Source organism: Kitasatospora sp. NPDC059817 (assembly GCF_042731835.1).
Taxonomy (GTDB): Bacteria; Actinomycetota; Actinomycetes; order Streptomycetales; family Streptomycetaceae; genus Kitasatospora.
Map to the genome: position 1 here is coordinate 1 of NZ_JBHWIR010000001.1, position 24,887 is coordinate 24,887.

22 protein-coding genes are annotated in these 24,887 nt (G+C 73.7%); 17 read left to right on the top strand and 5 right to left on the bottom strand.

The features are described 5' to 3' along the window. Positions 1-30 precede the first annotated feature (30 nt). Both ACFV61_RS00005 and ACFV61_RS00010 read right to left on the bottom strand, forming a co-directional pair. Entirely contained in the window at positions 31-1,218 is a 1,188-nt protein-coding gene (locus ACFV61_RS00005; RefSeq protein ID WP_380489241.1) for a polysaccharide deacetylase family protein, read from the bottom strand. A gap of 272 nt (positions 1,219-1,490) precedes the next feature. Then, on the bottom strand, positions 1,491-3,371 hold the full coding sequence (locus tag ACFV61_RS00010; protein ID WP_380489120.1) for an AMP-dependent synthetase/ligase: 1,881 nt from the start codon (positions 3,369-3,371) through the stop codon (positions 1,491-1,493). Positions 3,372-3,936: 565 nt separating this feature from the next. Between ACFV61_RS00010 and ACFV61_RS00015 the strand changes: the two genes are divergently transcribed. The 5 genes from ACFV61_RS00015 (at position 3,937) to ACFV61_RS00035 (ending at position 10,187) form a co-directional block, all read left to right on the top strand. After that, positions 3,937-6,798 carry a nitrate- and nitrite sensing domain-containing protein gene (locus tag ACFV61_RS00015; RefSeq protein WP_380489121.1) on the top strand — a complete coding sequence of 954 codons (2,862 nt, stop codon included), beginning with the start codon at positions 3,937-3,939 and terminating at the stop codon, positions 6,796-6,798. Then, positions 6,795-7,214, top strand: a complete 420-nt coding sequence (locus ACFV61_RS00020; protein WP_063349983.1) for a roadblock/LC7 domain-containing protein — start codon at positions 6,795-6,797, stop codon at positions 7,212-7,214. Before ACFV61_RS00015 ends, ACFV61_RS00020 begins: the two co-directional genes overlap by 4 nt. 8 nt (positions 7,215-7,222) lie before the next feature. Beyond that, positions 7,223-7,744 (top strand): DUF742 domain-containing protein, encoded by a 522-nt coding sequence (locus ACFV61_RS00025; protein ID WP_380489122.1) that lies wholly within the window; start codon positions 7,223-7,225, stop codon positions 7,742-7,744. Positions 7,745-7,871: 127 nt separating this feature from the next. After that, complete coding sequence (locus ACFV61_RS00030) at positions 7,872-8,423, top strand: ATP/GTP-binding protein (RefSeq protein ID WP_063351534.1); 552 nt, start codon at positions 7,872-7,874, stop codon at positions 8,421-8,423. A gap of 930 nt (positions 8,424-9,353) precedes the next feature. After that, complete coding sequence (locus ACFV61_RS00035) at positions 9,354-10,187, top strand: winged helix-turn-helix domain-containing protein (RefSeq protein ID WP_380489123.1); 834 nt, start codon at positions 9,354-9,356, stop codon at positions 10,185-10,187. An 81-nt stretch (positions 10,188-10,268) separates the two neighbouring features. On the opposite strand, the gene ACFV61_RS00040 is transcribed toward ACFV61_RS00035, so the two are convergent. Further along, positions 10,269-11,051 carry an IclR family transcriptional regulator gene (locus tag ACFV61_RS00040; RefSeq protein WP_380376893.1) on the bottom strand — a complete coding sequence of 261 codons (783 nt, stop codon included), beginning with the start codon at positions 11,049-11,051 and terminating at the stop codon, positions 10,269-10,271. A gap of 468 nt (positions 11,052-11,519) precedes the next feature. Here ACFV61_RS00040 and ACFV61_RS00045 point away from each other — a divergent pair, with 468 nt between their 5' ends. From ACFV61_RS00045 to ACFV61_RS00070, 6 genes are all read left to right on the top strand, one after another. Next, positions 11,520-12,542, top strand: coding sequence for an ABC transporter substrate-binding protein (locus ACFV61_RS00045; RefSeq protein WP_380489124.1), 1,023 nt, complete (start codon positions 11,520-11,522; stop codon positions 12,540-12,542). Positions 12,543-12,655: 113 nt separating this feature from the next. Further along, positions 12,656-13,684 carry an NrtA/SsuA/CpmA family ABC transporter substrate-binding protein gene (locus ACFV61_RS00050; protein WP_380489125.1) on the top strand — a complete coding sequence of 343 codons (1,029 nt, stop codon included), beginning with the start codon at positions 12,656-12,658 and terminating at the stop codon, positions 13,682-13,684. Continuing rightward, entirely contained in the window at positions 13,681-14,547 is an 867-nt protein-coding gene (locus ACFV61_RS00055) for an ABC transporter permease (RefSeq protein WP_363367102.1), read from the top strand. The genes ACFV61_RS00050 and ACFV61_RS00055 overlap by 4 nt, the downstream gene beginning before the upstream one ends. Further along, positions 14,544-15,299, top strand: coding sequence for an ABC transporter ATP-binding protein (locus ACFV61_RS00060; RefSeq protein WP_380489126.1), 756 nt, complete (start codon positions 14,544-14,546; stop codon positions 15,297-15,299). The genes ACFV61_RS00055 and ACFV61_RS00060 overlap by 4 nt, the downstream gene beginning before the upstream one ends. A 63-nt stretch (positions 15,300-15,362) precedes the next feature. Further along, positions 15,363-16,268 carry an ABC transporter substrate-binding protein gene (locus tag ACFV61_RS00065; RefSeq protein WP_380423653.1) on the top strand — a complete coding sequence of 302 codons (906 nt, stop codon included), beginning with the start codon at positions 15,363-15,365 and terminating at the stop codon, positions 16,266-16,268. Positions 16,269-16,271: 3 nt separating this feature from the next. Continuing rightward, positions 16,272-17,345 (top strand): LLM class flavin-dependent oxidoreductase, encoded by a 1,074-nt coding sequence (locus tag ACFV61_RS00070; protein ID WP_380340260.1) that lies wholly within the window; start codon positions 16,272-16,274, stop codon positions 17,343-17,345. Between the two features lie 119 nt (positions 17,346-17,464). On the opposite strand, the gene ACFV61_RS00075 is transcribed toward ACFV61_RS00070, so the two are convergent. After that, positions 17,465-18,454, bottom strand: a complete 990-nt coding sequence (locus tag ACFV61_RS00075; protein ID WP_063351537.1) for an aldo/keto reductase — start codon at positions 18,452-18,454, stop codon at positions 17,465-17,467. 428 nt (positions 18,455-18,882) lie between these two features. Between ACFV61_RS00075 and ACFV61_RS00080 the strand changes: the two genes are divergently transcribed. The 6 genes from ACFV61_RS00080 to ACFV61_RS00105 all read left to right on the top strand — a co-directional run bounded on the left by ACFV61_RS00080 (position 18,883) and on the right by ACFV61_RS00105 (position 23,629). Beyond that, positions 18,883-19,902, top strand: a complete 1,020-nt coding sequence (locus tag ACFV61_RS00080) for an LLM class flavin-dependent oxidoreductase (protein WP_380340254.1) — start codon at positions 18,883-18,885, stop codon at positions 19,900-19,902. A gap of 239 nt (positions 19,903-20,141) precedes the next feature. Next, on the top strand, positions 20,142-20,708 hold the full coding sequence (locus ACFV61_RS00085) for a TetR/AcrR family transcriptional regulator (RefSeq protein ID WP_063349991.1): 567 nt from the start codon (positions 20,142-20,144) through the stop codon (positions 20,706-20,708). A gap of 126 nt (positions 20,709-20,834) precedes the next feature. Beyond that, entirely contained in the window at positions 20,835-21,449 is a 615-nt protein-coding gene (locus ACFV61_RS00090) for a DUF4865 family protein (RefSeq protein ID WP_380489127.1), read from the top strand. Between the two features lie 17 nt (positions 21,450-21,466). Beyond that, on the top strand, positions 21,467-22,060 hold the full coding sequence (locus tag ACFV61_RS00095; RefSeq protein WP_380489129.1) for a carboxymuconolactone decarboxylase family protein: 594 nt from the start codon (positions 21,467-21,469) through the stop codon (positions 22,058-22,060). Next, positions 22,057-23,031: a phosphotriesterase gene (locus ACFV61_RS00100; RefSeq protein WP_380489130.1), complete on the top strand. Its 975-nt coding sequence runs from the start codon at positions 22,057-22,059 to the stop codon at positions 23,029-23,031. The genes ACFV61_RS00095 and ACFV61_RS00100 overlap by 4 nt, the downstream gene beginning before the upstream one ends. A gap of 97 nt (positions 23,032-23,128) precedes the next feature. Next, positions 23,129-23,629, top strand: a complete 501-nt coding sequence (locus tag ACFV61_RS00105) for a GNAT family N-acetyltransferase (protein WP_380489131.1) — start codon at positions 23,129-23,131, stop codon at positions 23,627-23,629. A gap of 360 nt (positions 23,630-23,989) precedes the next feature. Here the strand turns inward: ACFV61_RS00105 and ACFV61_RS00110 are convergent, their stop codons facing one another. Next, a complete protein-coding gene (locus ACFV61_RS00110) occupies positions 23,990-24,754 on the bottom strand; it encodes an SDR family NAD(P)-dependent oxidoreductase (RefSeq protein ID WP_063349995.1) in 765 nt (254 codons plus the stop codon). Positions 24,755-24,887 lie beyond the last annotated feature (133 nt).

Below are 24,887 nucleotides of genomic sequence, written 5' to 3' on the forward strand. Positions count from 1 at the left end.
CTCCCTGGGGAGCCCGCCGACGGCGACGCGTCAGCGCAGGTAGTCGACCAGGCCGGCCGGCTTGAGCCCGGCCGCGTCGGCAGCGGCGAGGGCGCGCTGGAGATCGGCGGCGAGGGTGTCGGTCCAGTGCATCAGGACGACGTCGCCCGGCTGCAGCAGGCCCGGGTGCCAGATGTTGGACGCGCCCCAGCTGAAGTCCGCGTCGGCGGTGAGCACGGTGCGGATGCCGCAGTTGGCGGCGGCCTGAAGGGTGTCGGCGTTCCAGGCGAAGTACGGCGGGCGGAAGGCCACCGGTGTGGTGCCGAACTGGCGGGTCAGGGCGTCGCGGGCGTCGCAGATCTCGATCTGCTGCTGCGCCAGCGGCAGTTTGCTGAGGTCGGAGTGGGAGACGCTGTGGTCCTGGATGGAGGAGCCGGGTACGGCCGTGACGCGCCGGAAGAAGTCGGGGTCGGTGCCGGCCGGCATCGGCAGCGGGAAGGCGGTGATCGGCAGCCGGTGGTCGGCGATGACTTTCTCCGCCTCGGGGGTGCGCTGCCAGCCGTCGTCGATGGTGAAGAAGACGACCTTGTCGCTGGTGGGCATGGATCCGGCGGCCACGGCCGGGGCGGGTGCGGGGCCGTCCACCCGGACGTCGTCGACCGAGAACGGGCCCTGCTGGTACCAGCCGTGGACGTAGAGCCGGACGCTGTGCGCGTTCGGGCCGGTGGTGAACCGGGTGGTGAGCTGCTGCCAGCCGCCGCCGGTGGTCTCGGTCCAGGCCGGGGCGACGTCCCTGCCGGTGCCGGTGGCTCCCAGGTAGACGAAGGCGCCGCGGACCCAGGCCGAGGCGGTGTAGGCGGTGTTGGGCTGGACGGCCACGGTCTGCGCGCACTCGCCGGTGGAGTCGGCGGCGGCCGGCGTGACGGTGAGCGCGGAGGCGCCGGAGTGCGCGGTGGTGGTGGTGACGGCGGCTTCGGCCGGGCCGCCGGTGCAGTTCCAGCCGGGGACGGCGCCCCAGGCGGAGAGGTCGGGGGCGGGCAGTTCGAAGCCGGGGTTGGTGGCCAGGTTGACGGTCGGGCCGCTCGGGGTGTTCGGACCGCTCGGGGCGCTCGGGGCGCCGGCCGGGGCGGGCCCGGGGGTGGCGGAGGCCGCCGGGGCGGCGAAGGCGGTGAGCAGCGCGACGGAGGCGGCCAGCGTGGACAGGCGCGTGGACAGGCGCGCAGACGGGCGCGTGGACATCGACACGAGAGGACTCCTGCGTGTGGGGGACACGCCCGTGGGGAGGGCGTGGCGGAATCGGAACCCTGGAACCGGAACCCTGGAACCGGGCCCGTGGGGCGGGCCGCTGGAACCGGGCTCGCGGGACCTGGGTGCTCCCGGAGGGGCGGGAGCGGATGGTGCGCCGCACTCGGACCGAGGAGAAACAATGGACTGGACCAATCAGCCCGTCAAGGGAACGGCCGGTGAATCGGAGCCCACCACACCTGCCACAAAAGGGACGAGACGATCAGTCAGGGGACGTACAACTCCGCGATGTCATCGGCGTAGTACTCGGCGATCGCCGCCCGGCGCAGCTTCAGGGAGGGTGTCAGCATCCCCTGGTCCTGGCTGAACTCGCGGGGCAGCAGCCGGAACGCGCGGATCGACTCGGCCCGCGACACCGCCGTGTTCGCCGCCGCCACCGCGCGCTGGACCTCGGTGTGCAGCTGCTCGTCCGCGAGCACCGCCCACGGGTCCAGCTGCTCCAGCCCGTGCGTCTTCAACCAGTGCGCCAGCGCCGCCGGGTCGAGCGTGATCAGCGCGGCCACGTACGGGCGGTCGTCGCCCACCACCAGGCACTGGGAGACCAGTGGGTGCGCGGCCACCCGCTCCTCCAGCGCCGACGGGGCCAGGTTCTTGCCGCTGCTGGTGACGATCAGGTCCTTCTTGCGGCCGGTGATGGTCAGGTAGCCGTCCTCGTCCAGCCGGCCCAGGTCGCCCGTCCCGAACCAGCCGTCGATCAGGGACTCCGCCGTGCACTGCGGGTGGTTGAGGTAGCCGCCGAAGACCGAGCCGCCGCGCACCCAGACCTCGCCGTCGTCGGCGAGGGCCACCGACGAGCCCGGCAGCGGGTGCCCGACCGTGCCCAGCTTCTGCCGCCCGATCGGGTTGGCGGTGATCGCGGCGGACGTCTCGGTCAGCCCGTAGCCCTCGTACAGGTGCAGGCCGGCGCCGGTGAAGAAGAGGCCGAGTTCGCGGCGCAGCGCGGAGCCGCCGCACATCACGCTGCGCACCCGGCCGCCGAGTACGGCCCGCAGCCGCTGGTAGACGGTCCGTTCGTAGGCGAGGTGGCGCAGCCGCAGCTTGGGGCTGGGCCCGGGCCCGCGCCCGAACGCCTTCTGCTCCCGGGCGGCGGCCCAGTCGACGGCCACCTGCCGGGCCTGTTCGAAGAGTTCGCCGCGCCCGGCGTCCTCGGCGGCCCGCCGGGCCTGCTGGAAGATCTTCTCGAAGACGTACGGGACGACGTGCAGGAAGGTCGGCCGGAAGGACTCCATCGCGGGCAGCAGGGCGTCGGTGGAGACCTCGGGGACGTGCCCGATCCGGAAGCCGCCGCGGATCGCCGCGACCTGCACGGCCCGTCCGTAGACGTGTGCCAGCGGCAGGAACAGCAGGGTGGACGGCTGTCCGCCGCCGGTGTCGTGGAAGGCCTCCCGCCAGCCGCCGAGCAGCGTGTCGGCCTCGGCGGCCAGGTTGGCGTGGGTGATCAGGCAGCCCTTGGGGCGGCCGGTGGTGCCCGAGGTGTAGACGACCGTGGCGACGTTCCCGGCCGTGACGCCGAGCCGCTGGCGGTGGACGAGCGAGTCGGGCACGTCGCGGCCGTCCTCGGTGATCGCGGCGACGCAGTCGCGGTCCAGCTGCCAGATGCCGGTGAGGTCGGGCAGCGCGTCGCAGACCGCGCCGACCGTCATCGCGGCGTCCTCGTCCTCGACCAGGCAGGCCACCGCCTGGGTCTCGGCGAGGATCCAGCGCACCTGCTCGGCCGCCGCCGTGGGGTAGACCGGGACGGTGATCGCGCCGATCGACCAGAGCGCGTAGTCGAACAGCGTCCACTCGTAGCGGGTGCGGGACATCAGGGCGACCCGGTCGCCGTAGCGCACGCCCCGGGTGAGCAGGCCCTTGGCGAGGGCGAGCACCTCGTCGCGGAACTCCCGCGCGGTGACGCCCTGCCACTCGTCCCGGTGCCCGAACCGGTGCCCGTCCCGGTGCTCGGCGGGGTCGGCGGGGCCCGGCGGGCCGACGTGGCGGGCCAGCTGCACCAGGTCCGGTGTGCGTTCGGCGGTGTCGTACAGCGAGTCGGCGAGTCCTCCGGTGGCCTCGGGCCCGGCCACGGCGGGGGTGGTGAACTCGCGCACATTCCCCCCGTTGGCGTCTCGCGGCGGCACTGCCCGCGCCGGTGCCGGAACCGGTGTCGGCGCCGGAGGCCGTGGCGGCGGTGCCGGGCCGCGCAGGTGGAGCGAAACTATCGGATCGGCCTGTCACTGCCCAGGGTTGTGACCGTGACGCGACGAGATCGGCACCGGTCCCTGCGGAAGGTGTCGCCGCCGAGGAGGAACCGCGTGCGTTCGGTGACCGGGTAAACCAGGCGGAGGTGGATGATCCGGACGCGAGCCCGCAGTGACCGGGAGTCGATCCTGACGTGTGCGGGGCAAGCCGGGGAAGTGGACTGGTACGACCCTCGAACGAGTGGTCAGGGCGTAGTAGGCTCTCGCAGACCTGCGACCGGGGGCCTCCCGGCCAGGCCCGATCCGACGACGCACCATCCACGCCGACCAGCCCCGAAGCCGATTCCCGAAGCCCGCACCCGAACTCTTTCCGAAGCCCTTTCCGAAGCCCTTTCCCAAGCCTTTTCCGGCCGAGCCCCGCGGCTCCTCCGAACCGCTCCCCGTCCGCGCCTGGCACTTCCCGACCGAGGACTCCATGCGTCTGCGCAGCAGCTCGATCCGCGCGAAGATCATCGCGCTGCTCCTGGTGCCCATCGTCGCACTCACCGCGCTGTGGGTGTACGCGACCTTCGCCACCACCGGAGACGTCTGGGGCCAGCTGGAGATCAGCCGTACGTACAAGGAGTTCGGGACCCCGGTCGACCGGTACGCCGACGATCTGCAGAACGAGCGCCGCGCGGCCGTCCAGCGACTGGCCGTCCCGAACTCGCAGGTCGCCACGGACGCCTACGAACACGCCAAGGCCGCCACCGACCGCAGCCTCGACGTCCTGCGGCAGAAGAAGGACCACGCGGGCGGCAAGCTCTCCAGCTCCCAGCGCGGCCGCTTCCTGCAGATCATCGCCGCCGCCGACCAGATCGGACCGCTGCGCGCGCAGGTCGGCCGCTCCGCGCTCAACTGGGAGTTCGCGCTGGGGCAGTACAGCGACCTGGTCAAGCCGGTGTTCGGCTTCCGGTCCGCCTACGTCGCCCGGCAGAGCGGTCAACTCCCGCGGCAGGGGACCATCCTGATCGAGCTGGTGCGCGCCCGCGAGTACCTCGCGCAGGAGGACGCGGCGATGGAGGGCCTGCGCGGCGGCGCGGCCAAGCCCACCGCCGAGCAGTACCAGGTCGCCTTGGACGCCCTGCACAACCAGCAGGCCCTGTTCACCGTCTACATCGCCGAACTCGAACCCGCCGACCAGTCCGACTACATCGCCCTGCGCGGCGGCGAGGCCTGGGCCGCGCTGGCCCGCGCCGAAGCGGACTTCGTCGGCGCCGGCGGCCCCGAGCGGGTCGCCCAGGCGATCAACGGCGACTCCTGGCGGGAGACCGCCGACCGGGCGCTCGGCGACCTCACCTCGATCAACGCCCGGATCGCCAACGGGATCGGCGAGCGCGAACGGTCCGCCGCGATCGGGCTGCTCTGGCGCGGCGGCATCGCCGGTGCGATCGGTCTGGTCGCGGTCGTCCTGTCGGTGCTGATCTCCTTCCGGATCGGGCGCGGCCTCGCCCGCGAACTGATCGGACTGCGCAACGCGGCCAACGAACTGGCCGGCGCCCGGCTGCCCTCCGTCATGCTGCGGCTGCGCCGCGGCGAGGCGGTGGACGTCGCGGCCGAGGCACCCGAACTGCGCTTCGGGGCGGCCGAGATAGGCCAGGTCGGCCAGGCCTTCAACGCCGTCCAGCGGGCCGCCGTCGAGGCCGCCGTCGAACAGGCCGAACTGCGGCGCGGCGTCTCGGCGGTGTTCGTCAACCTCGCCCGGCGCAGCCAGGTGCTGCTGCACCGCCAGCTCACCCTGCTCGACACCATGGAGCGCCGCACCGAGAACCCGACCGAGCTGGCCGACCTCTTCAAGGTCGACCACCTCACCACGCGCATGCGGCGGCACGCCGAGGGCCTGATCATCCTCGCCGGCGGCTCGCCCGGGCGCGCCTGGCGCAAGCCCGTCCGGATGGTGGACGTGGTCCGCGCGGCGGTCGGCGAGGTCGAGGACTACGCCCGGGTGATCGTCCGGCCGTTCCCCGGCACCGGCCTGCTCGGCAGCGCCGTCGCGGACGTCACCCACCTGATCGCCGAACTCGTCGAGAACGCCGCGGTGTTCTCCCCGCCGACCACCCAAGTCACCGTCCAGGGTGAGGTGGTGGCGCACGGATTCGCGCTGGAGATCGACGACCGCGGGCTCGGGCTGAGCGATCAACTCCTCGCCGAAACCAACGAACGCCTCGCCGTGGAGCAGGAGTTCGACCTCGCCGATACCGACCGGCTGGGCCTGTTCGTGGTCAGCCGGCTGGCCCGGCGGCACGGCATCCGGGTCCACCTGCGCCCGTCCCCGTACGGCGGGACGACGGCGGTCGTGCTGATCCCGCGCGAACTGCTAGCCGAGGCGCCGGACGGCCTGCCCGAACCGCCGCCCACCGGACAGCGCTCCGCCCCGGTCCGGCGTGGACAGCGCGACCTGGTCGCCGTGCCCGCGCTCGGCGGTGGCGGTGGCGGTGGCGGCGGCGGTACGGCGGAGGGCACGGCTCGGGCCGCTGCCGGCTCTGCCGTCGGTGTCGGCGCCGGTGCCGGGTCTGTGGCCGGTTCCGTCGCGGGGGAGGACGAGCGGAACCGGGGCAGCGGCGGTCCCCGGCCGTCCACGCCCGAGCCGGCCCGGACACCGGGCGGGCTGCCGCGACGGGCCTCGCGGACCAAGGGCGGGCCGGTGCTGGTGCCCGCGCCGCCCAGGGACGCCGAGGACGGTGCGGGGACGGGGCGCCACCGTCGGGACGAGCCGACCACTGCCGCTCCCGTCGTCGACGGGCCCGCGGACCCGCCGTTGGTCGCAGGCCCGCGGACCGAGGGCGGGCTGCCCCGGCGGGTCCGGCAGGCGAACCTCGCGCCGCAGCTCAAGGAGCAGCTGAAGGAGCGCCTCCGGGAGCGGGCCGACCACGGGCCCGAGGACGAGGCCGCCCTCGCCGCCCGACGGGCCCGGGAGGCCCAGGAGGCCGAGCGGGCGCGTGAGCGCTCGCCCGAGGAGGCGCGGGCCACCTTCGCCTCGTTCCAGCGCGGCTTCACCCGAGGGCGCGGCGCCGCCACGCCCAGGTCGGCCCCGGCGAGTGCCCGGCCCGCCGCCGTACCCGCCTGGCAGCCACCGGACCCCGCCCGGCGGGCGATCAGTCCGGCACCCGCCCCGGCGGCGCTGTCCGCGCCGCCGGACGGTGCCCGGGCACCGCTCGCCCGTCGGGTGCCGGCCGGCTCGCCCGTCCGACGGAACCCGGCAAACCCTGCACCACCGGGAACACCTGCACCATCGGCAACACCCGTACCAACAGCACCACCTGCACCACCCGCTCCATCGGAAGGAACTGATTCATGACCACTTCGACGCAGCCGTCCGGGGACCTCAACTGGCTCCTGGACGACCTGGTGGGGCGCGTCGCGGCCCTGCGGCACGCCGTGATCCTCTCCAGCGACGGCCTGGCCACCGGAGCCTCCCGCGACCTCGACCGCGAGGACGCCGAGCACCTGGCGGCCGTCGCGGCCGGATTCCACAGCCTGGCCAAGGGCGCCGGCGGGCACTTCAAGGTCGGCGGAGTCCGCCAGACCATGGTGGAACTGGACGAGGCGTTCCTGTTCATCACGGCGGCCGGTGACGGCAGCTGCCTGGCCGTGCTGAGCGAGGCCGAGGCCGACATCGGCCAGATCGCCTACGAGATGGCGCTGCTGGTCAAGCGGGTCGGCGAGCACCTGGCCGCCGAGCCGCGCACCGAAGCCGCGCCGCCGGGGAGATGAGCGGTCCGATGGCGGATCCGAAGGCTGAGGCGGCGGGGCCGCCCGAGTCGTCTGGCTCGGGCGGCTCGGACGTGTCGGCCGGGGCGGTGGTGGAGCGGGCGGGCCAGGACGGGGCCGAGTCCGACCTGCTCCACCCGCGTGTCCCTGCCGACGACCGCTGGTTCGACGACGAGGCCGGCCCGGTCGTGCGGCTCTACTCGATGACCCGCGGCCGCACCCGGCCGGTCGAGGACGGCCTGTTCGACCTGATTTCGCTGATCACCGCCGCCGAGCCCGGGCCGAACGCGGGGGCCGTGCCCGCGCACGTCCTCGACCCGGAGCACCAGACCCTCCTCGCCTGGTGCCGCCGCGAGCCGCTGTCCGTCGCCGAACTCGGCTCCTACACCGACCTGCCGGTCAGCGTCGTCCGGGTGCTGCTCGGCGACCTCTACGACGCCGAGCTGATCAGCGTCACCCGACCCGTTCCGCTCGCCGAGCTGCCGGACGAGCGCCTGCTGCGAGACGTGATCAATGGACTCCGTGCGCTCTGACCACGACGGCCGCGCCGCTGCCGGCGGCACCTCTGCCGGCAGTGCCCCTGGTGGCGGCACCCCCGGCGGCCACGGCTCCGGCGGTCGTGCCAACGACCCGCGCTGGCGCGGCGGCCCGGCCGTCGCGGTGAAGATCCTCGTCGCGGGCGGCTTCGGCGCGGGCAAGACCACGCTGGTCGGCTCGGTGAGCGAGATCCGGCCGCTGCGCACCGAGGAGGAGCTCAGCGAACTGGGCCGCCCGGTGGACGACACCTCGGGCGTGGAGGCGAAGCGCACCACCACCGTGGCGATGGACTTCGGCCGGATCGACCTGCGGCCCGGACTCGCGCTGTACCTGTTCGGCACGCCCGGGCAGGACCGGTTCTGGTTCGTCTGGGACGAGTTGGCCCGCGGCGCGCTCGGCGCACTGGTGCTCGCGGACACCCGGCGGCTGGCCGACTGCTTCCCGTCGGTCGACTTCTTCGAGCAGCGCGGCATCCCGTTCGTGGTCGCGGTGAACTGCTTCGACGGCACCGAGCGGTTCTCCCCGGACGAGGTCCGCGACGCGCTCGACCTCGACCCGGACATTCCCGTGCTGCTGTGTGACGCGCGCCTGCGGGAGGACGGGAAGGAACTCCTGGTCGCGCTCGTCGAGCACGCCGCCGCCCGTCGCCACCGCGGCACCCCGGCCCGAATCTGACGCCGCCACACCCCGGGCCGGGCGCTGCCGTGACCCGGTCTGACGACACCGCGTCCGGGTCTGACGCCTCCGCGCCCCCGGTCTGACGCCGCCGCACCATCGGTCCGGCACTGCACCCGCACAGAGGCTTCACAGAGCCTCCGAGCCTCCCGACGTCTCATTCGGTTGTCCGCATCCCGGACGTTCGGTGTGCCGAAGGTTGCCTAGACCGGCCCGGCGTGGAAGGCTCTGGGCACGAAAGCCGCCCGGCCATGCCGTCGGGAGGGCCGGGAACGTTCCGTTCACGAAGGCGCGCATCGACGACGACGCGCCGTCGTGCAGAGCAAGGGGGAGGGCAGCAGGATGACCGTCGGCCAGCGACGCGCCACGACCGATCCCGCCCCCGTCACGCCGGTGCTCACCGTCCGCCGCTACATCGACCAGGCGCTGATCTGCAGCGCCTGTTGTCGGTGACCGGCCGGCCCCTTCCCGGTACGTCCCTGACGCTCCCGGCCCACCCGGCCGCCGTCTGACGCACCGCCAATCCCGTCGACCAGGCCGTAGCGGACCCGCCTCATCCGGCGTGCCCGCGACCGCCGATCCGGCCCCGCCTCGCGGAGAGACCACCAGTGAACATCGCCTGCACCAGCCCCGCCCCCGGCATCGCCGGCCGTCCCCGCTCGACCGGGGCGGCCTCCGCGATGTGCGTCGGTGGACCGGCCAGGCGGTGGAACGGGCGCGCGAACCGCGCCGGGGACAGCCACCAGGGTCGCCTCGACCTTGAGCCGTTCTGGCCGTCCCGGCAGCCGCACCTGTTCGATCAGACGTGTCCGGGCTCGCCCAGCGCGTCCCGGCCCTCCGCAGGCTGATTCCGGATCAGCCCGGCAGTACGCCCGGTCGACGCGCAGACGACTCCACCCCGTCCGTCACGCGCGAAATGAGCGGCACACCATGTCTTCTTCATCCACGGCCACCCTGCCCCTGCCCTCCGCGACCCCGCATCTGCGCGCGGTCCGCTCCGTCCCGGGCGTCGCCCCGGTCGGCTCCGGCGGCTCCGGCGCGCCGGGCTCCTCCGCCTCCCCGCTCTCGCACGGCTCGCCGGCCGCCGAGCGATGGCCCGGGGGAGCGGTCCGGTCCTCTCACGCGATCCCGTCCCGTCCGGCGGGCGCGGGCGTCGTGCCCCAGCCGGGCGCGGTCCTCCCGGCCGCGCCGGCGGCCCTGCTCGCCGCGCTGCCCGAGGGGGCGACCGTCGTCGCCGCCCTGCCGCAGGGCGCGCTGCCGCAGGGTCTGCTCGCCCAGTACGGCACGCAGTTCGGCGCCGGTACCGGGAACCCGATGGTCGGGTACCTGGTGCTCGTGCCGGCCGACAGCCCGGTGGCGGCGGTGCCCGCCGGCGCGCCCCTCGGCGGGCCCTCGGGTGCACAGCACGTCGGTGCGCACGCCGGTGCGCACGTGAGTGTGTCCGCACAGGCCGGTGTTCGCCCGGTCCGACCGGCCGGGCGCGGCATCGCCGTCGACGCCGAGCGGCGCAACGCCTACGTCGACGGGCGGCTGCTCGACCTCACCTACCTGGAGTTCGAGCTGCTCGCCCACCTCACCGAGCACCCGCAGCGGGTGCACACCCGGGATCACCTGGTCTCGGCGGTCTGGGGTTACGGCCACGTCGGCGACGGCCGCACGGTCGACGTGCACGTCGCCCGGCTGCGCCGCAAGCTCGGACCGGGCTACCGCGACACAATCGTGACGGTCCGTCGGGTCGGCTACAAGTACACCCCGGCCAGCTGATCGGCCACCGAACTTCCTGCCGCGGCGGGTTGCCCGTGCCATCGCGCAACGGGCAGCCCGCTGCGGCATTGTGACGTGACGTCAGGCACGCTGATCGGGCGGCAGCAACAGGACGGCGAGCGCGTCGGCGCAGGTGCGGGCGTGGCCCAGGAACCAGTCCAGGCGGTCGTCGGTCAGGTGCGCCGGGGTCGAGCGGACGGCCAGCGCGAACCGGGCCTGCCCGGTGCCGTCCAGGACGGGCACGGCCGCCGTCCGTACCCCGGCGGCCGACTCGCCGTCGTTGAGCGCGTACCCGGAGCTCCGGACCTTCGCCAACTCCTCGTCGAGCCGAGCCGGTTCGGTGATCGTCCGGTCGGTGAACGACGGCAGCGGGCCGAGCGCCGACACCGCCGGCTCCCCCGGGCGCGGCCAGGCCAGTAGTACCTTGCCGAGCGCCGTGGAGTGCAGCGGCCGGCGCAGCCCGAGGCCGGTGTCCGGGCGGACGGAGGCCCCCACCAGGATGACCGCGTGCGGACCGCTGCGGATCGCGAGGTCCGCGGTCGCACCGGTGCGTCGGGACAGCCGGTCCAACTCGGGTGCGGCCAGGTGCAGTCCGCGCTGGTGGAAGGTGAGTTGACCGAGTTCGGCGACCGCCGGGCCGAGCCGGTAGCGCGCGGTCTGCTCGTCCTGCTCCAGGAAGCCGGCGCTGACCAGCGTCCGGGCGAGCCGGTGCGCGGTGGAGACCGAGAGGTCCATCCGGCGGGCCAGGTCGGAGGCGCTCAGGTCGGGGCCGTTGTCGTGGAAGCAGTGCAGCAGCCCCAGCGCACGCTGGACGGCCTGCGCACCGGCCGGCGGGCCCTGGACGGCGGTGGCGGCCTCGGCCATGGCACCTCGCGTTTCGGTTCGGGAATCCGGCTGGATCACCGGGAGGAGTCTCAGCGTAGGGCAGCGAGTGCTGCGGGATTGTGTCGACGACGTTGCAATGGAATGGCGTTGATGAACAAGTGATCCCACCATGTGGCAAAACCTTGCCTCCGGCTCGATCGTCGTGGAACGCTCCTCACATCGTGCCGGACGCCCGCCGCCCGGCGCACCACCCGCAACCCCGACCCGCAGGAAGGAGCGACGCCGTGACGATCCACCGGTTCCTCGCCTCCTGCACGTGTTGTCGCTGACGCTCCCCTCGCGTCGCACCGTCCGGCGTTCCCCGCCTCGCGCGACCCACCGCCCCGCCCGACTCGCCACCTCGTGCAACTCCCCGACGCCCCGGGCCCCGTGACCCGCGCGGCGTGCCCAGACCCGCAGCCTTCCGGCGCCCGCCGAACCCGCCCCCTCCGCAGAGGACCACACCCCGTGCCCAGCCCTTCCCCCAGTGCCCCCGACACCCTCTGGTTCACCCGCTGCCCGGTGCCCACCGCCACCGGGATCGCCGCCGACCAGGGGTGGCTCGCCCGCGAGTTCGCCGCCGACGGGATCGCCGTCCGCTCGCTCCAGGACGCCCCGCCGGAGGTGGCCGCCGACCACCACTACACCCACGCGCTCACCGGACTGTTCCGCGAGGGCGGCAACGTCCCGGCGCTGTGGGCCCGTTCGCGCGGCGAGCGGACCCGGCTGGTCGGCCTCACCTGGATCGAGGAGCGCCAGGTGGTCCTGGTCCGGGCCGGCAGCGGCATCACCGGCCCCGGCGACCTGCGCGGGTTGCGGCTGGCGGTCCCACATCATGACATCGGCATCGACTTCTGGCGGGCGATGGCCCTGGCCGGCTTCCGCGGCGCCCTCGGCCTCGCCGGGCTCACGCTGGACGACGCCGAGCTGGTCGACGTCCCGGGCCTGCCCGGCGGCGGGCAGTGGGCCGGCGAGCTGGCCGCGCTGCGGGACGGTGTGGTGGACGCCGTGTACGTGAAGGGGGCGCTCGCCGTCGAGGCGGCCCGCCGGGTCGGGGCGGAGGTGGCCGTGGAACTGGACGCGGCGCCGGACCGCCGGGCCCGGGTCAACAACGGGACGCCCCGGCCAGTCACCGTCCACCAGCAACTGCTGGACGAGCAGCCGGAGCTGGTCGCCCGCTTCCTCGCCGTTCTGCTGGAGGCCGCCGACTGGGCGGCCGGGCACCCGGCGGAGGTGGTGCGGATCCTGCGGGCCGAGACCGGCGCGGGCGCCGAGGGCGTGGCCGGGGCGTACGCACCGGGCAGCCACCGCACCCTGCACCTGGACCTCTCGGCGGAGCGCCTGGAGCTGCTGGCGCAGCAGGAACGTTTCCTCGGGGACCGGGGATTCCTCGCCTCCCCGGTCGACATCCCCGGCTGGGCCGACCCGGAACCCCTGCGCGCCGCCCACGAGCTGCTGCGCGAACGGCGCCGCGCCGCGGTGGGCGGCTGAGCGCCGCCCGGCCGCAGGCTGACAGATCACAACTAACAGATTTCAGCAGACAGATTTCAGATAACAGATTTCGAAAGTTGTCACTTGTCAGCTGTCCTTCGTTTGGAGACCCCGTGAAGACCCCCCGCTTCGCCCTCGCCGCCACCGCGCTGCTCGCCTCCACCGCACTGGCCGCCTGCGGCTCGTCCGCCGACGGGGCCAAGGCCTCCGCCGACGGCGGGGCCGGTGGCAAGGCCGACGTGGTGCTCCGCCTGCCCGACCCCGGAAACAACGGCTTCCTCGCCCGCGGCAAGAAGGACGGCTCGCTGGACAAGGCGCTGGCCGCCGTCCACGCCAAGGTCGCCTGGACCGGCAGCGCGGGCCCGTTCGCCCCGGCCGCGCAGGCCCTGTCCGCCGACCAACTGGACGTCGCCCTGGGCTCGATCACCTCGGCCGTCGCCGCGCTCGCCCAGAAGCCCGGCTTCAAGCTGTTCGCCCAGACCGCGCCCGACGGCGTCGGCGAAGGGATCCTGGTGAAGAACGACTCGCCCATCAAGTCCGTCCAGGACCTGGTCGGCCGCAAGGTCGCCGTCTCCCAGGGTGGCACCAGCGAGTACCTGCTGCTCAAGGCTCTGGAGAAGAACGGCGTCCCGGCCGACAAGGTCGAACGGGTCTACCTGCGCGCCGACCAGACGGCCGGCGTCTTCAACTCCGGCCAGGTGGACGCCTGGGCGACCTGGAACACCTTCTCCACGCCCACCATCGCCAACGCCGGGGCGCACTTCCTGGCCAACGGCAAGGAGGTCGGATCCGACAACTACGCCGTCTGGGCCGTCCGCAACGGCTTCGCCGACAAGCACCCCGAGGTGGTCAAGGCCTTCTACACCTACCTGCGCGAGAACGGCCTCAAGGAGAAGGCGGACCCGGCCGCCTACCTCAACGTCTTCACCGACTCCGGCCCGACCGCCGTCACCCCCGCCGAGAAGGACATCGCGGTGAACGTCAGCGGGCAGGGCGCCGCCGCGGAGGCCATCTCCGACGCCGACACCGCCCGCTTCGGCACCGTCGCCCGGTTCTTCGCCGACCAGAAGGTCACCAAGCAACTCGTGGACGTCAAGCCGTACCTGATCGACATCAACAAGCTCGGGGACGGTGCCAAGTGACCACCGCCGCCCCTGAACGCACCACCGACGAGACCCGTCTCGCCCTCGACGCCGGACTCGTCACCCCGCACACCAGGCGGCAGCGGCCCCGCCCGCGCGCCCTCGCCGTGATCCTGCGCACCCTGGGCCCGCTCGCTCTGCTCGGCGGCTGGGCGCTCGCCTCCGCCACCGGCGCCCTCACCCAGGACGTCCTCGCTTCACCCGCCCAGGTCGCCGAAGCCGTCGGCGAGTTGTGGGGCAACGGCCAGCTCACCGATGCCCTCGGGGTCTCCCTCACCCGGGCCGGCCTCGGCCTGCTCTTCGGCGCGACCACCGGTCTGGTGCTCGGCGTGGTCACCGGCTTCACCCGGCTCGGCGAGGAACTGCTCGACTCCGCGATCCAGGTGCTGCGCACCGTCCCGTTCCTGGCGCTGGTCCCGCTGTTCATGGTGTGGTTCGGCATCACCGAGACCGCGAAGGTCGCCCTGATTGGCGTCGCCACCAGCTTCCCGATGTACGTGTCCGCCTCCGGCGGCGTCCGCAACACCGACCGCAAGCTGGTCGAGGCGATGCGCAGCTTCGGGCTCGGCCGCTGGGCCATCGTGCGCACCGTCGTCCTGCCGGGCGCGCTGCCCGCCCTGCTGTCCGGTCTGCGGCTGTCGATGACGCTCAGCGTGATCGCCCTGATCGCCGCCGAGGAGATCAACTCCACCGAGGGGATCGGGTACTTGATGGCCCAGGCCCAGAACTACTCGCGCACCGACATCCTCGCCGTCTGCATCCTGATCTACGGGCTGCTCGGCCTCACCGCCGACGCGGTCGTCCGGGTCCTGGAACGCCTCCTGATGCCGTGGCGCCAGGCCGTCCAGGGAGCAGCCCGATGAGCACCGCCACTTCCGCCACTTCCGCGCCTGTGAACGCCACTTCCGCTCCTGCGGCCGCCGCTCCGGCCGTCCATCTGCGGGGCCTGCGCCGGGTGTTCGGCACCCGGGCCGTCCTCGACGGTGTCGATCTCTCCATCGCCCGGGGCGAGTTCGTCGCCCTGCTGGGCGCCAGCGGCACCGGCAAGACCACCCTCCTGCGCATCCTCGGCGCGCTCGACCGGGCCGACGAGGGCACCGTGCTCGTCCCGCCGGTGCGTACGGTGGTCTTCCAGGAGCCCCGACTCGTCCCGTCCAAGCGGGTGTTGGCCAACGTCACGGTCGGCCTGCCGCGCGGCGCCGCCACCAGGGAGACCGGACTCAAGGCGCTCGACGAGGTCGGCCTGGACAAGCACGCCGACGCCTGGCCGGCCACCCTCTCGGGCGGCGAGGCGCAGCGCGTCGCCCTCGCCAGGGCCCTCGTCCGCGAACCCCAACTGCTGTTGCTCGACGAGCCGTTCGCCGCACTGGACGCGCTCACCCGACTGCGCATGCAGGACCTGGTCGGCGACCTCGTCCGCCGCCACCGCCCCGCCGTGCTGCTGGTCACCCACGACGTGGAGGAGGCCGTCCGGCTCGCCGACCGCGTCGCCGTCCTGCGTGACGGCCTGCTCGTGCGCGACGAACCGGTCGCCGTCGAGCACCCCCGCGACCCCGCCGACCCGGCCTTCGCCGACCTGCGCCGCCGACTGCTGGCCGACCTCGGCGTCCACTGACCCGTAAGCGGCCCCACCGAACCGTCCTCAAGACCGCCCGCCCGCACCACCGGAGTTGAACAGATGACCGTGACCCTCGGCGTCCACGCCAGCAACCCCTCGCTCTACTACCTCGCCCGACTGCCCTACCTGGACGAGGAACTGGCCCCGCTCGGCGAGACCGGCGCCTTCCACCACTACGCCGACGGCACCCGCACCGGTGCGCTGCTCGCCGACGGCACCATCGACTTCGGCGGGACGGGTTCGACCCCGCCGGTCACCGCCCAGGCGGCCGGCCACGACCTGGTGTACGCGGCGGTCTCCGCACCCCGGCCCGACCACGGCGCCCTGCTGGTGCTGGACGGCGGCCCGGTCCAGGCGGTGGCGGACCTCAAGGGCGGCACCGTCGTGCTGGGCATCGGATCCTGGCAGACCCATCTGCTCGCCAAGGCCCTGCACGCGCAGGGGCTTTCGTACGCCGAGGACGTCACCCCGGTGCGCCCGGCGGCCGGCGAGGACCAGGCCCAGCGGCTGCGCGACGGCGAGATCGCGGGGTGGATCGCCCAGGGCGCCGAACTGGCCGCCGCCCGCCGGAGCGGGGGCTTTCGGGAGCTGATCCGCACCGGCGACGTCATCACCGACCGCTCGGTGTTCTTCACCCGCCGGGACTTCGCGACCGGGCGCCCCGAGGTGGTCGCCGCGATCGCCGCCGCGCTGCGCCGGGCGGACGCCTGGGTGGCCGCGCACCCGGCCGAGGCGGCCGCGATCGCGGCGGAGCAGCTGGGCGGCTCGGCCGTCGACTGGCAGACGGCGCTGGCCGCACTGCCGTGGCAACTGGAGCCCGCCACCGCCGGGTTCATCGCCGAGCAGCAGGAGGCCGCGGACATCTTCCACGGGGTCGGGTTCATCGACCGGGCGCTGACCGTCGCCGACGCCCATCTGCCCGCGCTGGAGGCCCCGGTGGCCGCCGCGCTCGCCAAGGCGGTCTGAACCGTGGCCTCCGAAGTCCTCTGGTACATCATCCCGCGCGAGGGCCACTACCCGTGGGAGCCGGCCGGCCGCCGCCCGGTGGATCTCCGCTACCTGCAGCAACTGGCTGGAAGCGTCGAGCGGTTGGGCTACACCGGCGCCCTGCTCGCGACCGACCTCTACGACGTGTGGACGCTCGGCAGTGCGCTCGCGGCCGCCACCACCCCGGCGTTCAAGCCGCTGCTGGCCGTCCACCCGGGGCTGGTCTCGCCCACCCTGCTGGCAAAGATGGCGCTCAGCTTCGACCGGATGCACGGCGGCCGACTGCGGTTCAACGTGGTCAACGGCTCGACCGCGCAACTGCGCGAGTACGGACTGGACGTCGAGCACGACGACCGCTACCGGCTCAGCGCCGAGTACTGGTCGATCGTCAAGCGCCTGACCGCCGGCGAAGTCTTCGACCACAAGGGCGAGTTCTACGAACTGAAGAACGCGGGCGCGAGCCTGCGGGAGCTGGCGCCGGTCCAGCCCGGTGGCATCCCGCTCTGGTTCGGCGGCAGTTCGGCGGCCGGCATCGAGATGGCGGCCGAGCACGTGGACGTCTACCTGACCTGGGGCGAGCCGCCGCACCTGCTCAAGGAGAAGCTGGACCTGGTCCGGGCGCGGGCCGCCGCCCACGGCCGGACCCTGCGGATCGGGCTGCGGCTGCACCTGATCGTCCGCGACACCGAGGACGAGGCCTGGGCGGCCGCCGACCGCCTGCTCGACGTCACCAGCGAGGCCACGTACGCCCGCCAACTGGGCGGCGCGAAGGGTGAGGACGGGGTCGGCTGGCAGCGGCAGTTCCGCCAGCACGGCGGCAAGGTGCCCGCACGGGCCCGGGAGCTGGAGGCCTACCCGAACCTCTGGCCGGGAATGAGCCTGTTCCGCCCCGGCCCCGGTACGGCGGTGGTCGGCTCTACGGCCCAGGTGGTCGAGCGGTTGCAGGAGTTCGAGTCGCTGGGCGTCGACACCTTCATCCTCTCCGGCAACCCCCTGCTGGAGGAGGCCCACCGGGTTGCAGAAACGGTACTGCCCGCCCTGGGCATCCGCCGCTGACGGCTGACGGCTGACGGCTGACGGCTGACAGGTGACAGGTGACAACTAACAGCTGACAGATGATGAAATCTGTCAGCTGTTAGTTGTTCGCCCGTTCCGGCGGCAAGCCCCCTACCCGCTCAGAGGCTGAGTCGGTCGATCTCCGCGAGCTCCTCCGCGGTCAGCGGACCGCCCGCGAGCGCGTCGATGTTCTGGTCCAGCTGGGCGACGCTGCTCGCCCCGATGATCACCGAGACCACCCGCGGGTCCCGCAGGACCCAGCACAGCGCGAGCTGCGCCAGCGTCTGCCCGCGCCGCTCGGCGACCTTGTTGAGTGCCCGCAGCTGCTCCAGCTTCGGCCCGCTGAGCGCCTCCTCGGTCAGGAACCGCCCGACCGACATCCGCGAACCGGCCGGCACCTCGCCCGACAGGTAGCGATCCGTCAGCAGGCCCTGGGCGAGCGGCGAGTAGGCGATGAGGCTGGTCCGGGTCTCGCCCACCGCGTCCAGCACGCCCTCCTCCACGTACCGGTTGAGGATCGAGTACGCCGACTGGTTCAGCAGCACCGGCGTGCCCAGCTCGCGCAGGATCGCCACCGCCTCCCGGTGCTGCTCCGCCGGGTAGTTGGAGATCGCCGCGTACAGCGCCTTGCCCGAGCGCACCGCGCTGTCCAGCGCGCCCATCGTTTCCTCGAGCGGGGTGTCCGGGTCGTAGCGGTGGGAGTAGAAGACGTCGACGTAGTCCAGCCCCATCCGGTCCAGCGACTGGTCCAGGCTGGCCAGCAGGTACTTGCGGCTGCCGCCGTTGCCGTACGGGCCCGGCCACATGTCCCAGCCGGCCTTGCTGGCGATGAACAGCTCATCGCGGTACGGGCGGAAGTCCTGGGCGAACAGGTAGCCGAAGTTGCGTTCGGCGCTGCCGTACGGCGGACCGTAGTTGTTCGCGAGGTCGAAGTGGGTGATCCCCCGGTCGAAGGCGCGGCGCAGCACCGCGCGCTGGACCTCCAGCGGCTGGGCGTCACCGAAGTTGTGCCAGAGGCCGAGCGAGACGGCCGGCAGCTGAACGCCGCTGCGGCCGGCCTTGCGGTAGGTCATCGAGGCATAGCGGTCATCCGCGGCGAGGTAGCTCATGCCGGACATCTTGCCAGTCGTCGCGGGCGGATCAAGCCCTTGCCCCGTTTCTGACCGGTGCTTATGCTCGCGGGGGATCGTACGCGTGCGAGGCGAAGGGGGAGTCGCGATGACCGTCCAGGCTGTGGCCCCACCCGCGACCGCAACCGTGTTCGCGGCCACGACCACGGCCACGGCCATGACCGCACCCGCGATCGCGACCGCGACCGCGGTGCCCCACTGTTGTCGTCGCCGCCGCTGCACCTCGCGCTGACGCCGCCGCCCCAGAGCCGCTCCGCCGCGATCCCCTCCCGGTGCCGCCCGCGTGAGCGCAGCCCGTACCCGGGCGTTCCGCGCGGGCCGCCGCCGCCCCTCCTCGGCAGCCGTGCCCGCGCCTCGGGTCAGGGCGTCGCGCCGAGGCCCCATCGAGCGCCCCCAAGGAGACCGCCGTGCGGTTCACCGTCTCGTCCCTCGTCGCCAACGGACCCGATCCCGTGACCGGCGTCCAGCGCACCCCGCAGGAGAAGCTGTGGAACGTCATCGACCAGGCGGTCGTGGCCGAGCAACTCGGTTACGACGGCTACGGCGTGGGGGAGCGGCACGGTGAACCGTTCCTCTCTCCGGCTCCGCCGGTGCTGCTCAGCGCGATAGCGGCCCGCACCTCCACCATCCGGCTGTTCACCACGGTGACGGTGCTGAGCATCCTGGATCCGGTCCGGGTCGCCGAGGACTACGCCCTGCTCGACCAGCTCTCCGGAGGCAGGGTCGAGTTGATCATCGGCAAGGGCAACGACCCGCGGCACTTCGACCTGTTCGGCCTGCCCGAGGAGCGCCAGTGGGACGCGCTCGCCGAGAACTACGGCCTGTTGCGCCGACTCTGGCGTGAGGAGAGGGTGACCTGGGAGGGCTCGACCCGCCCGCCGCTCAAGGACGCGGCCGTGTCGCCGCGCCCGTTGCAGGACCCGATCCCGGTGTGGCACGGCAGCGCGACCAGCACCCAGTCCACCGACCTGGCCGCCCGCTACGGTGACCCGCTCTTCTCCGCCAACTCCTTCCACCCGCTGGCCAAGTACCGCTCCCTGGTGGAGCACTACCGCGAGCGCTGGGCGCACTACGGGCGCGATCCGAGGGAGGCCAGGGTCGGCGCGAGCTTCGGCGGGCTGTACGTCGCCAAGCGCTCGCAGGACGCGGTCGAGGGCTTCCGTCCGTACTGGGACGCGATGTTCAGTTCGGCGGCCGGCCGGCACAACAAGTCGCCGTTCACCTCGTTGGAGGACGCGTTGGAACACGGTTCTGCCCTGGTCGGAAGCCCGCAGCAGGTGATCGAGAAGATCCACCGCTATCACGAGGCCTTCGGCAACGAGGTGGTCGGGATCGGAGTCGACGCCCTGACGGAAGGGGCGCAGCGGGAGCAGTTGGAGCTGTTCGCGGCCGAGGTCGCCCCGGTGGTCAGGCGCGAGCTTCCGTGAGCGCCTGCCAGACGTGACGCGCGCCACCGGCCGCGGTGGAGTGCCGCCGGTCGGGGCGGGGGAGACGAGCGGGCGAGGGGCCGTGGCCGCCGGGGGGCGGCGCACGGCCCTCAGCCGTCCCCGGCGCGAACCCGTCGGCCCGCCTCGTCCCCGGCGCGAACTCGTCCGCCCGCCCCGCGTCCGCGTCGAGCTGGGAAATTCCTGGCCTTCTGTACCTACTGGTATGTACAGTGATTCACATGACCACCCAGGACCGCCTCATCGAGAGCACCCAGGAACTCCTCTGGGAGCGCGGCTACGTCGGCACCAGCCCCAAGGCCATCCAGCAGCACGCCGGTGTCGGCCAGGGCAGCATGTACCACCACTTCGCCGGCAAGCCCGACCTCGCCGCAGCCGCCCTGCGCCGCAGCGCCGAGCAACTGCGGGGAGTCGCCGCCGCCGACCTGTCCGCCCCCGGCAGCGCGTACGACCGCATCGCCGCCTACCTGCACCGCGACCGTGACGTGCTGCGCGGCTGCCGGATCGGCCGGATGGCCCAGGACCCGGACGTCATCGCCGACCCCGAACTGCGCGCCCCCGTCGAGGAGACCTTCGACTGGCTGCGCGCCCGGATCGCCGAGTTGGTGGCCGAGGGCCAGGCCGCGGGCGAGCTCGTCCCCGGTGTCGACCCGGCCGACACCGCCGCCGCCGTGGTCGCCGTCGTCCAGGGCGGCTACGTCCTGGCCCGCGCGGCAGGCCGGGCCGAGCCCTTCGATCAGGCCGTACGCGGCGCCCTCGGCCTGCTCGCCGCCCAGCGCACCGCCTGACCCGCGCCGCGCACGGCTGAGCGGCCGCGCGACCGACTGACCGCGTGACCGCGTGACCGCGAGACCGCGCGCGTGACCGACTGGCCGAGCGATCCCCGCTCGACGATCCGACCGAGGAGACCCGCCGTGCACGCCATGCAGTACGAGATCACCCTCCCCGCCGACTACGACCTGGGGATCATCCGCAAACGCGTCGCCGACAAGGGCCATCTGCTCGATGCGCACCCGGGCCTCGGGCTCAAGGCGTACCTGGTCCGCGAGCGGGGCCGCGACGGGTCGCCCGTCAACCAGTACGCGCCGTTCTACCTCTGGCGCACCGCCGAGGGCATGAACAGCTTCCTCTGGGGACCGGGCTTTCGCGGCCTGAGCGCCGACTTCGGCCGCCCGGCCGTCCGTCACTGGCTCGGCGCCGGTCTGGCCCACGGCGCCGTGCCGGACGCTCCGGCGACCTCGACCTCGACCTCGACTGCGACCACAACCGCGATCACGGCTACCCGGCACATCGTCAGGCTCCCCGAGTCCGACGATCCCGCCGAGGCGGTCGAGCGGGCCCTCGCCGAGTCCCCCGCGCACCCCGCTCTGCACACCGCCGCCGTCGCGGTGGATCCGAGCCGCTGGGAGCTGGTCCGCTTCGCCCTCTGGTACGGCCCGGCCCCGGACGACGTACCGGGCATCCGCTACCAGGTGCTGCACCTGTCCCGTCCCGAACTCGACCGGCTGCCCGGCGGCCGACACTGGTGAAAGGTTTCGCCACTTCCATGACCAGCCCCATGACCGCGACCGTCACCCCCGCGACCGCCCCCGTCACCCCCGCGACCGCGACCGCCACCCCGGCCCCCGCCCCGATGACACCGGCCGACCTGACCCCCGCGCCGCTCGGCCGCGAAGCCGGCTACGCCCTGCTCGCCGACCTTGCCGGCCCGGTCGCCGCCGCGACCCTCGGCGGCCTGGACGGTCTCGCGCCCGGCTTCCCCGACTGGATCGTCACCAGTCTCTTCGGCGGCACCTACCAGCGCCCCGGCCTCGCCCTGCGCGACCGGCAGGTGGCCAACCTGGCCGCGCTCACCGCCCTCGGCGGCGTGGAGCCGCAGCTCGCCGACCACGTCCGCAACAGTCTGCGGATCGGCCTGACCAGGGAGGAGATCACCGAGGTCATCGTCCACCTCGCCCCCTACGTCGGCGTCCCCAAGGCCCTGGCCGGCCTGCGCGTCGCCACCGCCACCTTCGCCGAGGCGCCCCCGACCGAGGCGTCCCCGACCGAGGCGTCCCCGGCCGCCGCAGACCCGACCCCGGCATCCCCGACTCCAGCAGACCCGATCCCGGCATCCCCGACCGAGGCGGACCGGGCATGACCCCCACGATCCGTACCGTCCTCGGCGACCTCGACCCCGCGGAACTCGGTGCCACCGACTCCCACGACCACCTCTTCATCCGCAGCCCCCTGCTCCCCGGCGAGGAACTGGACGACCCGGCCGCCGCCGAGGTCGTCCTGCGCGCCTTCGCGGCGGCCGGCGGACGGTCGTTCGTCCAGTGGACCCCGTACGGCATGGGCCGCGGAGCGGACTCCCTCGCGAGGCTCTCCCGCGTGACCGGAGTCCACGTCGTCGCCGCCACCGGCCTGCACCAGGCGGCCCACTACGACCCGGACACCCTCCCCGCCCTGTACGACGGGCTGTCCGAACGCTTCATCGCCGAACTCACCACCGGGCTGACGGCCGAACCGGCCACCGAACCGCCTGGACCGCCTGGACCGCCCGCAGCCCCCGAAGCACCCGCATCGCCCGAGGCCGTCCGGGCGGGCCTGATCAAGGTCGCCTGCGACCCCGGGACCACCACGGCGCACACCCGCCGGGTGATGGCCGCGGCCGCCGACGCGCACCACGCCACCGGTGCCCCGATCGCCGTTCACCTCGAACCCCGAGCCCACCCGCACCTCGTACTGAACCGGCTGCACGTTCGACACGGCGTCCCGCCCCACCGGATCATCCTCGGCCACCTCACCCGGCTGCCGGATGTGCGGGTGCACCGCGAACTCGCGGCGGAAGGCGTCTACTTCGCGCTGGACAGCCCCTCCCGGGCCGGCCACCCGGCCGATCACCAGGCCTTCGACGTCATCGCCGACCTCGTCGAGGCCGGCCACGCCTCCCGACTCCTCCTCGGCGCCGACACCACCACCCGCACCGCCCGTCGGGCCGACGGCCCGACCGAACTGCTCAACGACCTCGTCCCACGGCTCGCCCGCACCTTCGGCCCCGAACTGTCCGGCCTCTTCCTCACCGCCAACCCGGCCGCCGCCTTCGCCACCGACTGGCGCACGCCCTGAACCGTCCCTGCTCGGCCCGCCCCGGTCTCGACCCCGGCCGCAGGCCGACCCCGGGCCTTCGGCGAAGGCCCGCCGCCCACGCCCTACCGTGGCGGCCATGGTGACCCTGCGCATCCTCACGACCGACGACTGGCCGCTCTGGCGCGACCTACGCCTCGCCGCCCTGTCCGACGCGCCGCACGCCTTCAAGGCCCGCCTGGCGGACTGGCACCAGGGCGGCGAGGAACGGTGGCGCACCCGGTTGCACCTTCCGGGCGCCCACCACGTCGCGGCGCTGCTGGACGGTCCGGCCGGTCCGGACGCCACTCCCGTCGGTCTGGCGGACGGCCTCCCCGGAGCCGACGGCGTACGGGAGTTGCGCTCGGTGTGGGTCGGACCGAAGGCGCGAGGCAGGGGCGTCGCCGACCGCCTGCTGGAGGAGGTCGAGCGCTGGGCCCGCGCATCCGGTGGCAGCACGTTGCGCCTCGCGGTGCTCCCCGGCAACGAACCCGCGATCACGCTCTACCGCCGGCACGGCTTCACCGTGCTCGCCGAGCCCGGCGGGCCGCTCGCCGGCGGGGCCACCCGGGAGCTCGTGATGGCGAAGTCGCTGCGCTGACGGTTGCAGCTGACGGCCGGACGGGCCGGACGGGCCGGTCACCCGCCGATCCACCCCGCCACCCGCTCGACGGCCGCGAACGCACCGAAAGCGAGCAGCCGCGTCAGCTCCCCGTCGCCGGCCGCGGGCCGAACGGCGCGCCAGGCGGCCACGTCGGCCTCCGTGAGCCGGTACGGCGCGAGGACGGCGGCCTCGGCTGACCCGAGCGGCCTTCACGAGCCAGCGGCCGTCACGAGTCAGCGGCCTTCACGAGCCCGGCGTTCGTCATGCGCCCGGCCCCGCCGTCCGCGACGTGACGGCGGGGCCCGTGTCACCGGGGGGAGTGGCTGGGGCCCCACCGTCGTGCTGCCGTCCGGCGGCTCACATGTGGGTGCCGCCGTCGATGCGCAGCTCGGTGCCGGTGACGAACGCGCCGTCGTCGGAGGCCAGCATCGCGATCACCCCGGCCACCGTCTCCGGACCCGCGAAGCCCTGGCCGAGGGCCGGGGCGAGCTTGGCGAGCAGGCTGAAGTCGGCGTCGGCGGGCAGCCCCGGGTTGTGGGTCATGCCGCTGTCGATGCTGCCCGGCGCGACGCAGACCGCACGCAGGCCCTGCTTCGCGTACTCGGAGGCGATGGCGTGGGTGAAGGACTGGATGCCGCCCTTGGTCGCGGCGTACGCGGCCATGTAGGGGTGGGCGAAGCTCGCCGAGGTGGAGCTGAAGTTGACCACCACGCCCCTGCCGCCCGCGAGCAGCGCGGGGAGCGCCTCGCGGGTCATCAGGAAGGTGCCGGTCAGGTTGACCGCGAGGAGCTTGTTCCAGAACTCCAGGCTGGTCTCGTGGGTGTGCGAGGAGCGGAGGATGCCGGCCGCGTTGACCAGGGCGTCCAGCCCGCCGAGGTCCGTGATCGCCGCCGCGACGCCGGTGACGACGGCCGCCTCGTCCGAGATGTCCAGGACCTGGATGGCCAGGCGGTCCGCGGTGCCGTCGACGGTCGCGCGGTCCAGGGTCGTCTTCAGGCCGTCCTCGTCGACGTCGACGGCGACGACCTTCCCTCCCTCGGCGAGGATCCGGTGCACGGTCGCCTGGCCGATGCCAGAGCCGCCGCCGGTGATCAGGACGTTCCGTCCGCTGAAGCGCTCCAGTCGGGTAGCCGGGGGGGGGTGGCGCCCCCCCGCCCCCCCCCAAACCCCCCGGGGGGGGGGGCCCCCCCACCGGGGAGACGGGCCCCGCCGGGGGGGGTGGTTGGTGGTTGCGGTGTTGGCCGGCGAAAGTGGG

Coding starts and splice junctions, on each gene's coding strand:
- ACFV61_RS00005 (WP_380489241.1), bottom strand. CDS start 1,218: ATGTCCACGCGCCCGTCTGCGCGCCTGTCCACGCGCCTGTCCACGCTG.
- ACFV61_RS00015 (WP_380489121.1), top strand. CDS start 3,937: ATGCGTCTGCGCAGCAGCTCGATCCGCGCGAAGATCATCGCGCTGCTC.
- ACFV61_RS00020 (WP_063349983.1), top strand. CDS start 6,795: ATGACCACTTCGACGCAGCCGTCCGGGGACCTCAACTGGCTCCTGGAC.
- ACFV61_RS00025 (WP_380489122.1), top strand. CDS start 7,223: ATGGCGGATCCGAAGGCTGAGGCGGCGGGGCCGCCCGAGTCGTCTGGC.
- ACFV61_RS00035 (WP_380489123.1), top strand. CDS start 9,354: ATGTCTTCTTCATCCACGGCCACCCTGCCCCTGCCCTCCGCGACCCCG.
- ACFV61_RS00040 (WP_380376893.1), bottom strand. CDS start 11,051: ATGGCCGAGGCCGCCACCGCCGTCCAGGGCCCGCCGGCCGGTGCGCAG.
- ACFV61_RS00060 (WP_380489126.1), top strand. CDS start 14,544: ATGAGCACCGCCACTTCCGCCACTTCCGCGCCTGTGAACGCCACTTCC.
- ACFV61_RS00065 (WP_380423653.1), top strand. CDS start 15,363: ATGACCGTGACCCTCGGCGTCCACGCCAGCAACCCCTCGCTCTACTAC.
- ACFV61_RS00075 (WP_063351537.1), bottom strand. CDS start 18,454: ATGAGCTACCTCGCCGCGGATGACCGCTATGCCTCGATGACCTACCGC.
- ACFV61_RS00085 (WP_063349991.1), top strand. CDS start 20,142: ATGACCACCCAGGACCGCCTCATCGAGAGCACCCAGGAACTCCTCTGG.
- ACFV61_RS00095 (WP_380489129.1), top strand. CDS start 21,467: ATGACCAGCCCCATGACCGCGACCGTCACCCCCGCGACCGCCCCCGTC.
- ACFV61_RS00100 (WP_380489130.1), top strand. CDS start 22,057: ATGACCCCCACGATCCGTACCGTCCTCGGCGACCTCGACCCCGCGGAA.
- ACFV61_RS00105 (WP_380489131.1), top strand. CDS start 23,129: ATGGTGACCCTGCGCATCCTCACGACCGACGACTGGCCGCTCTGGCGC.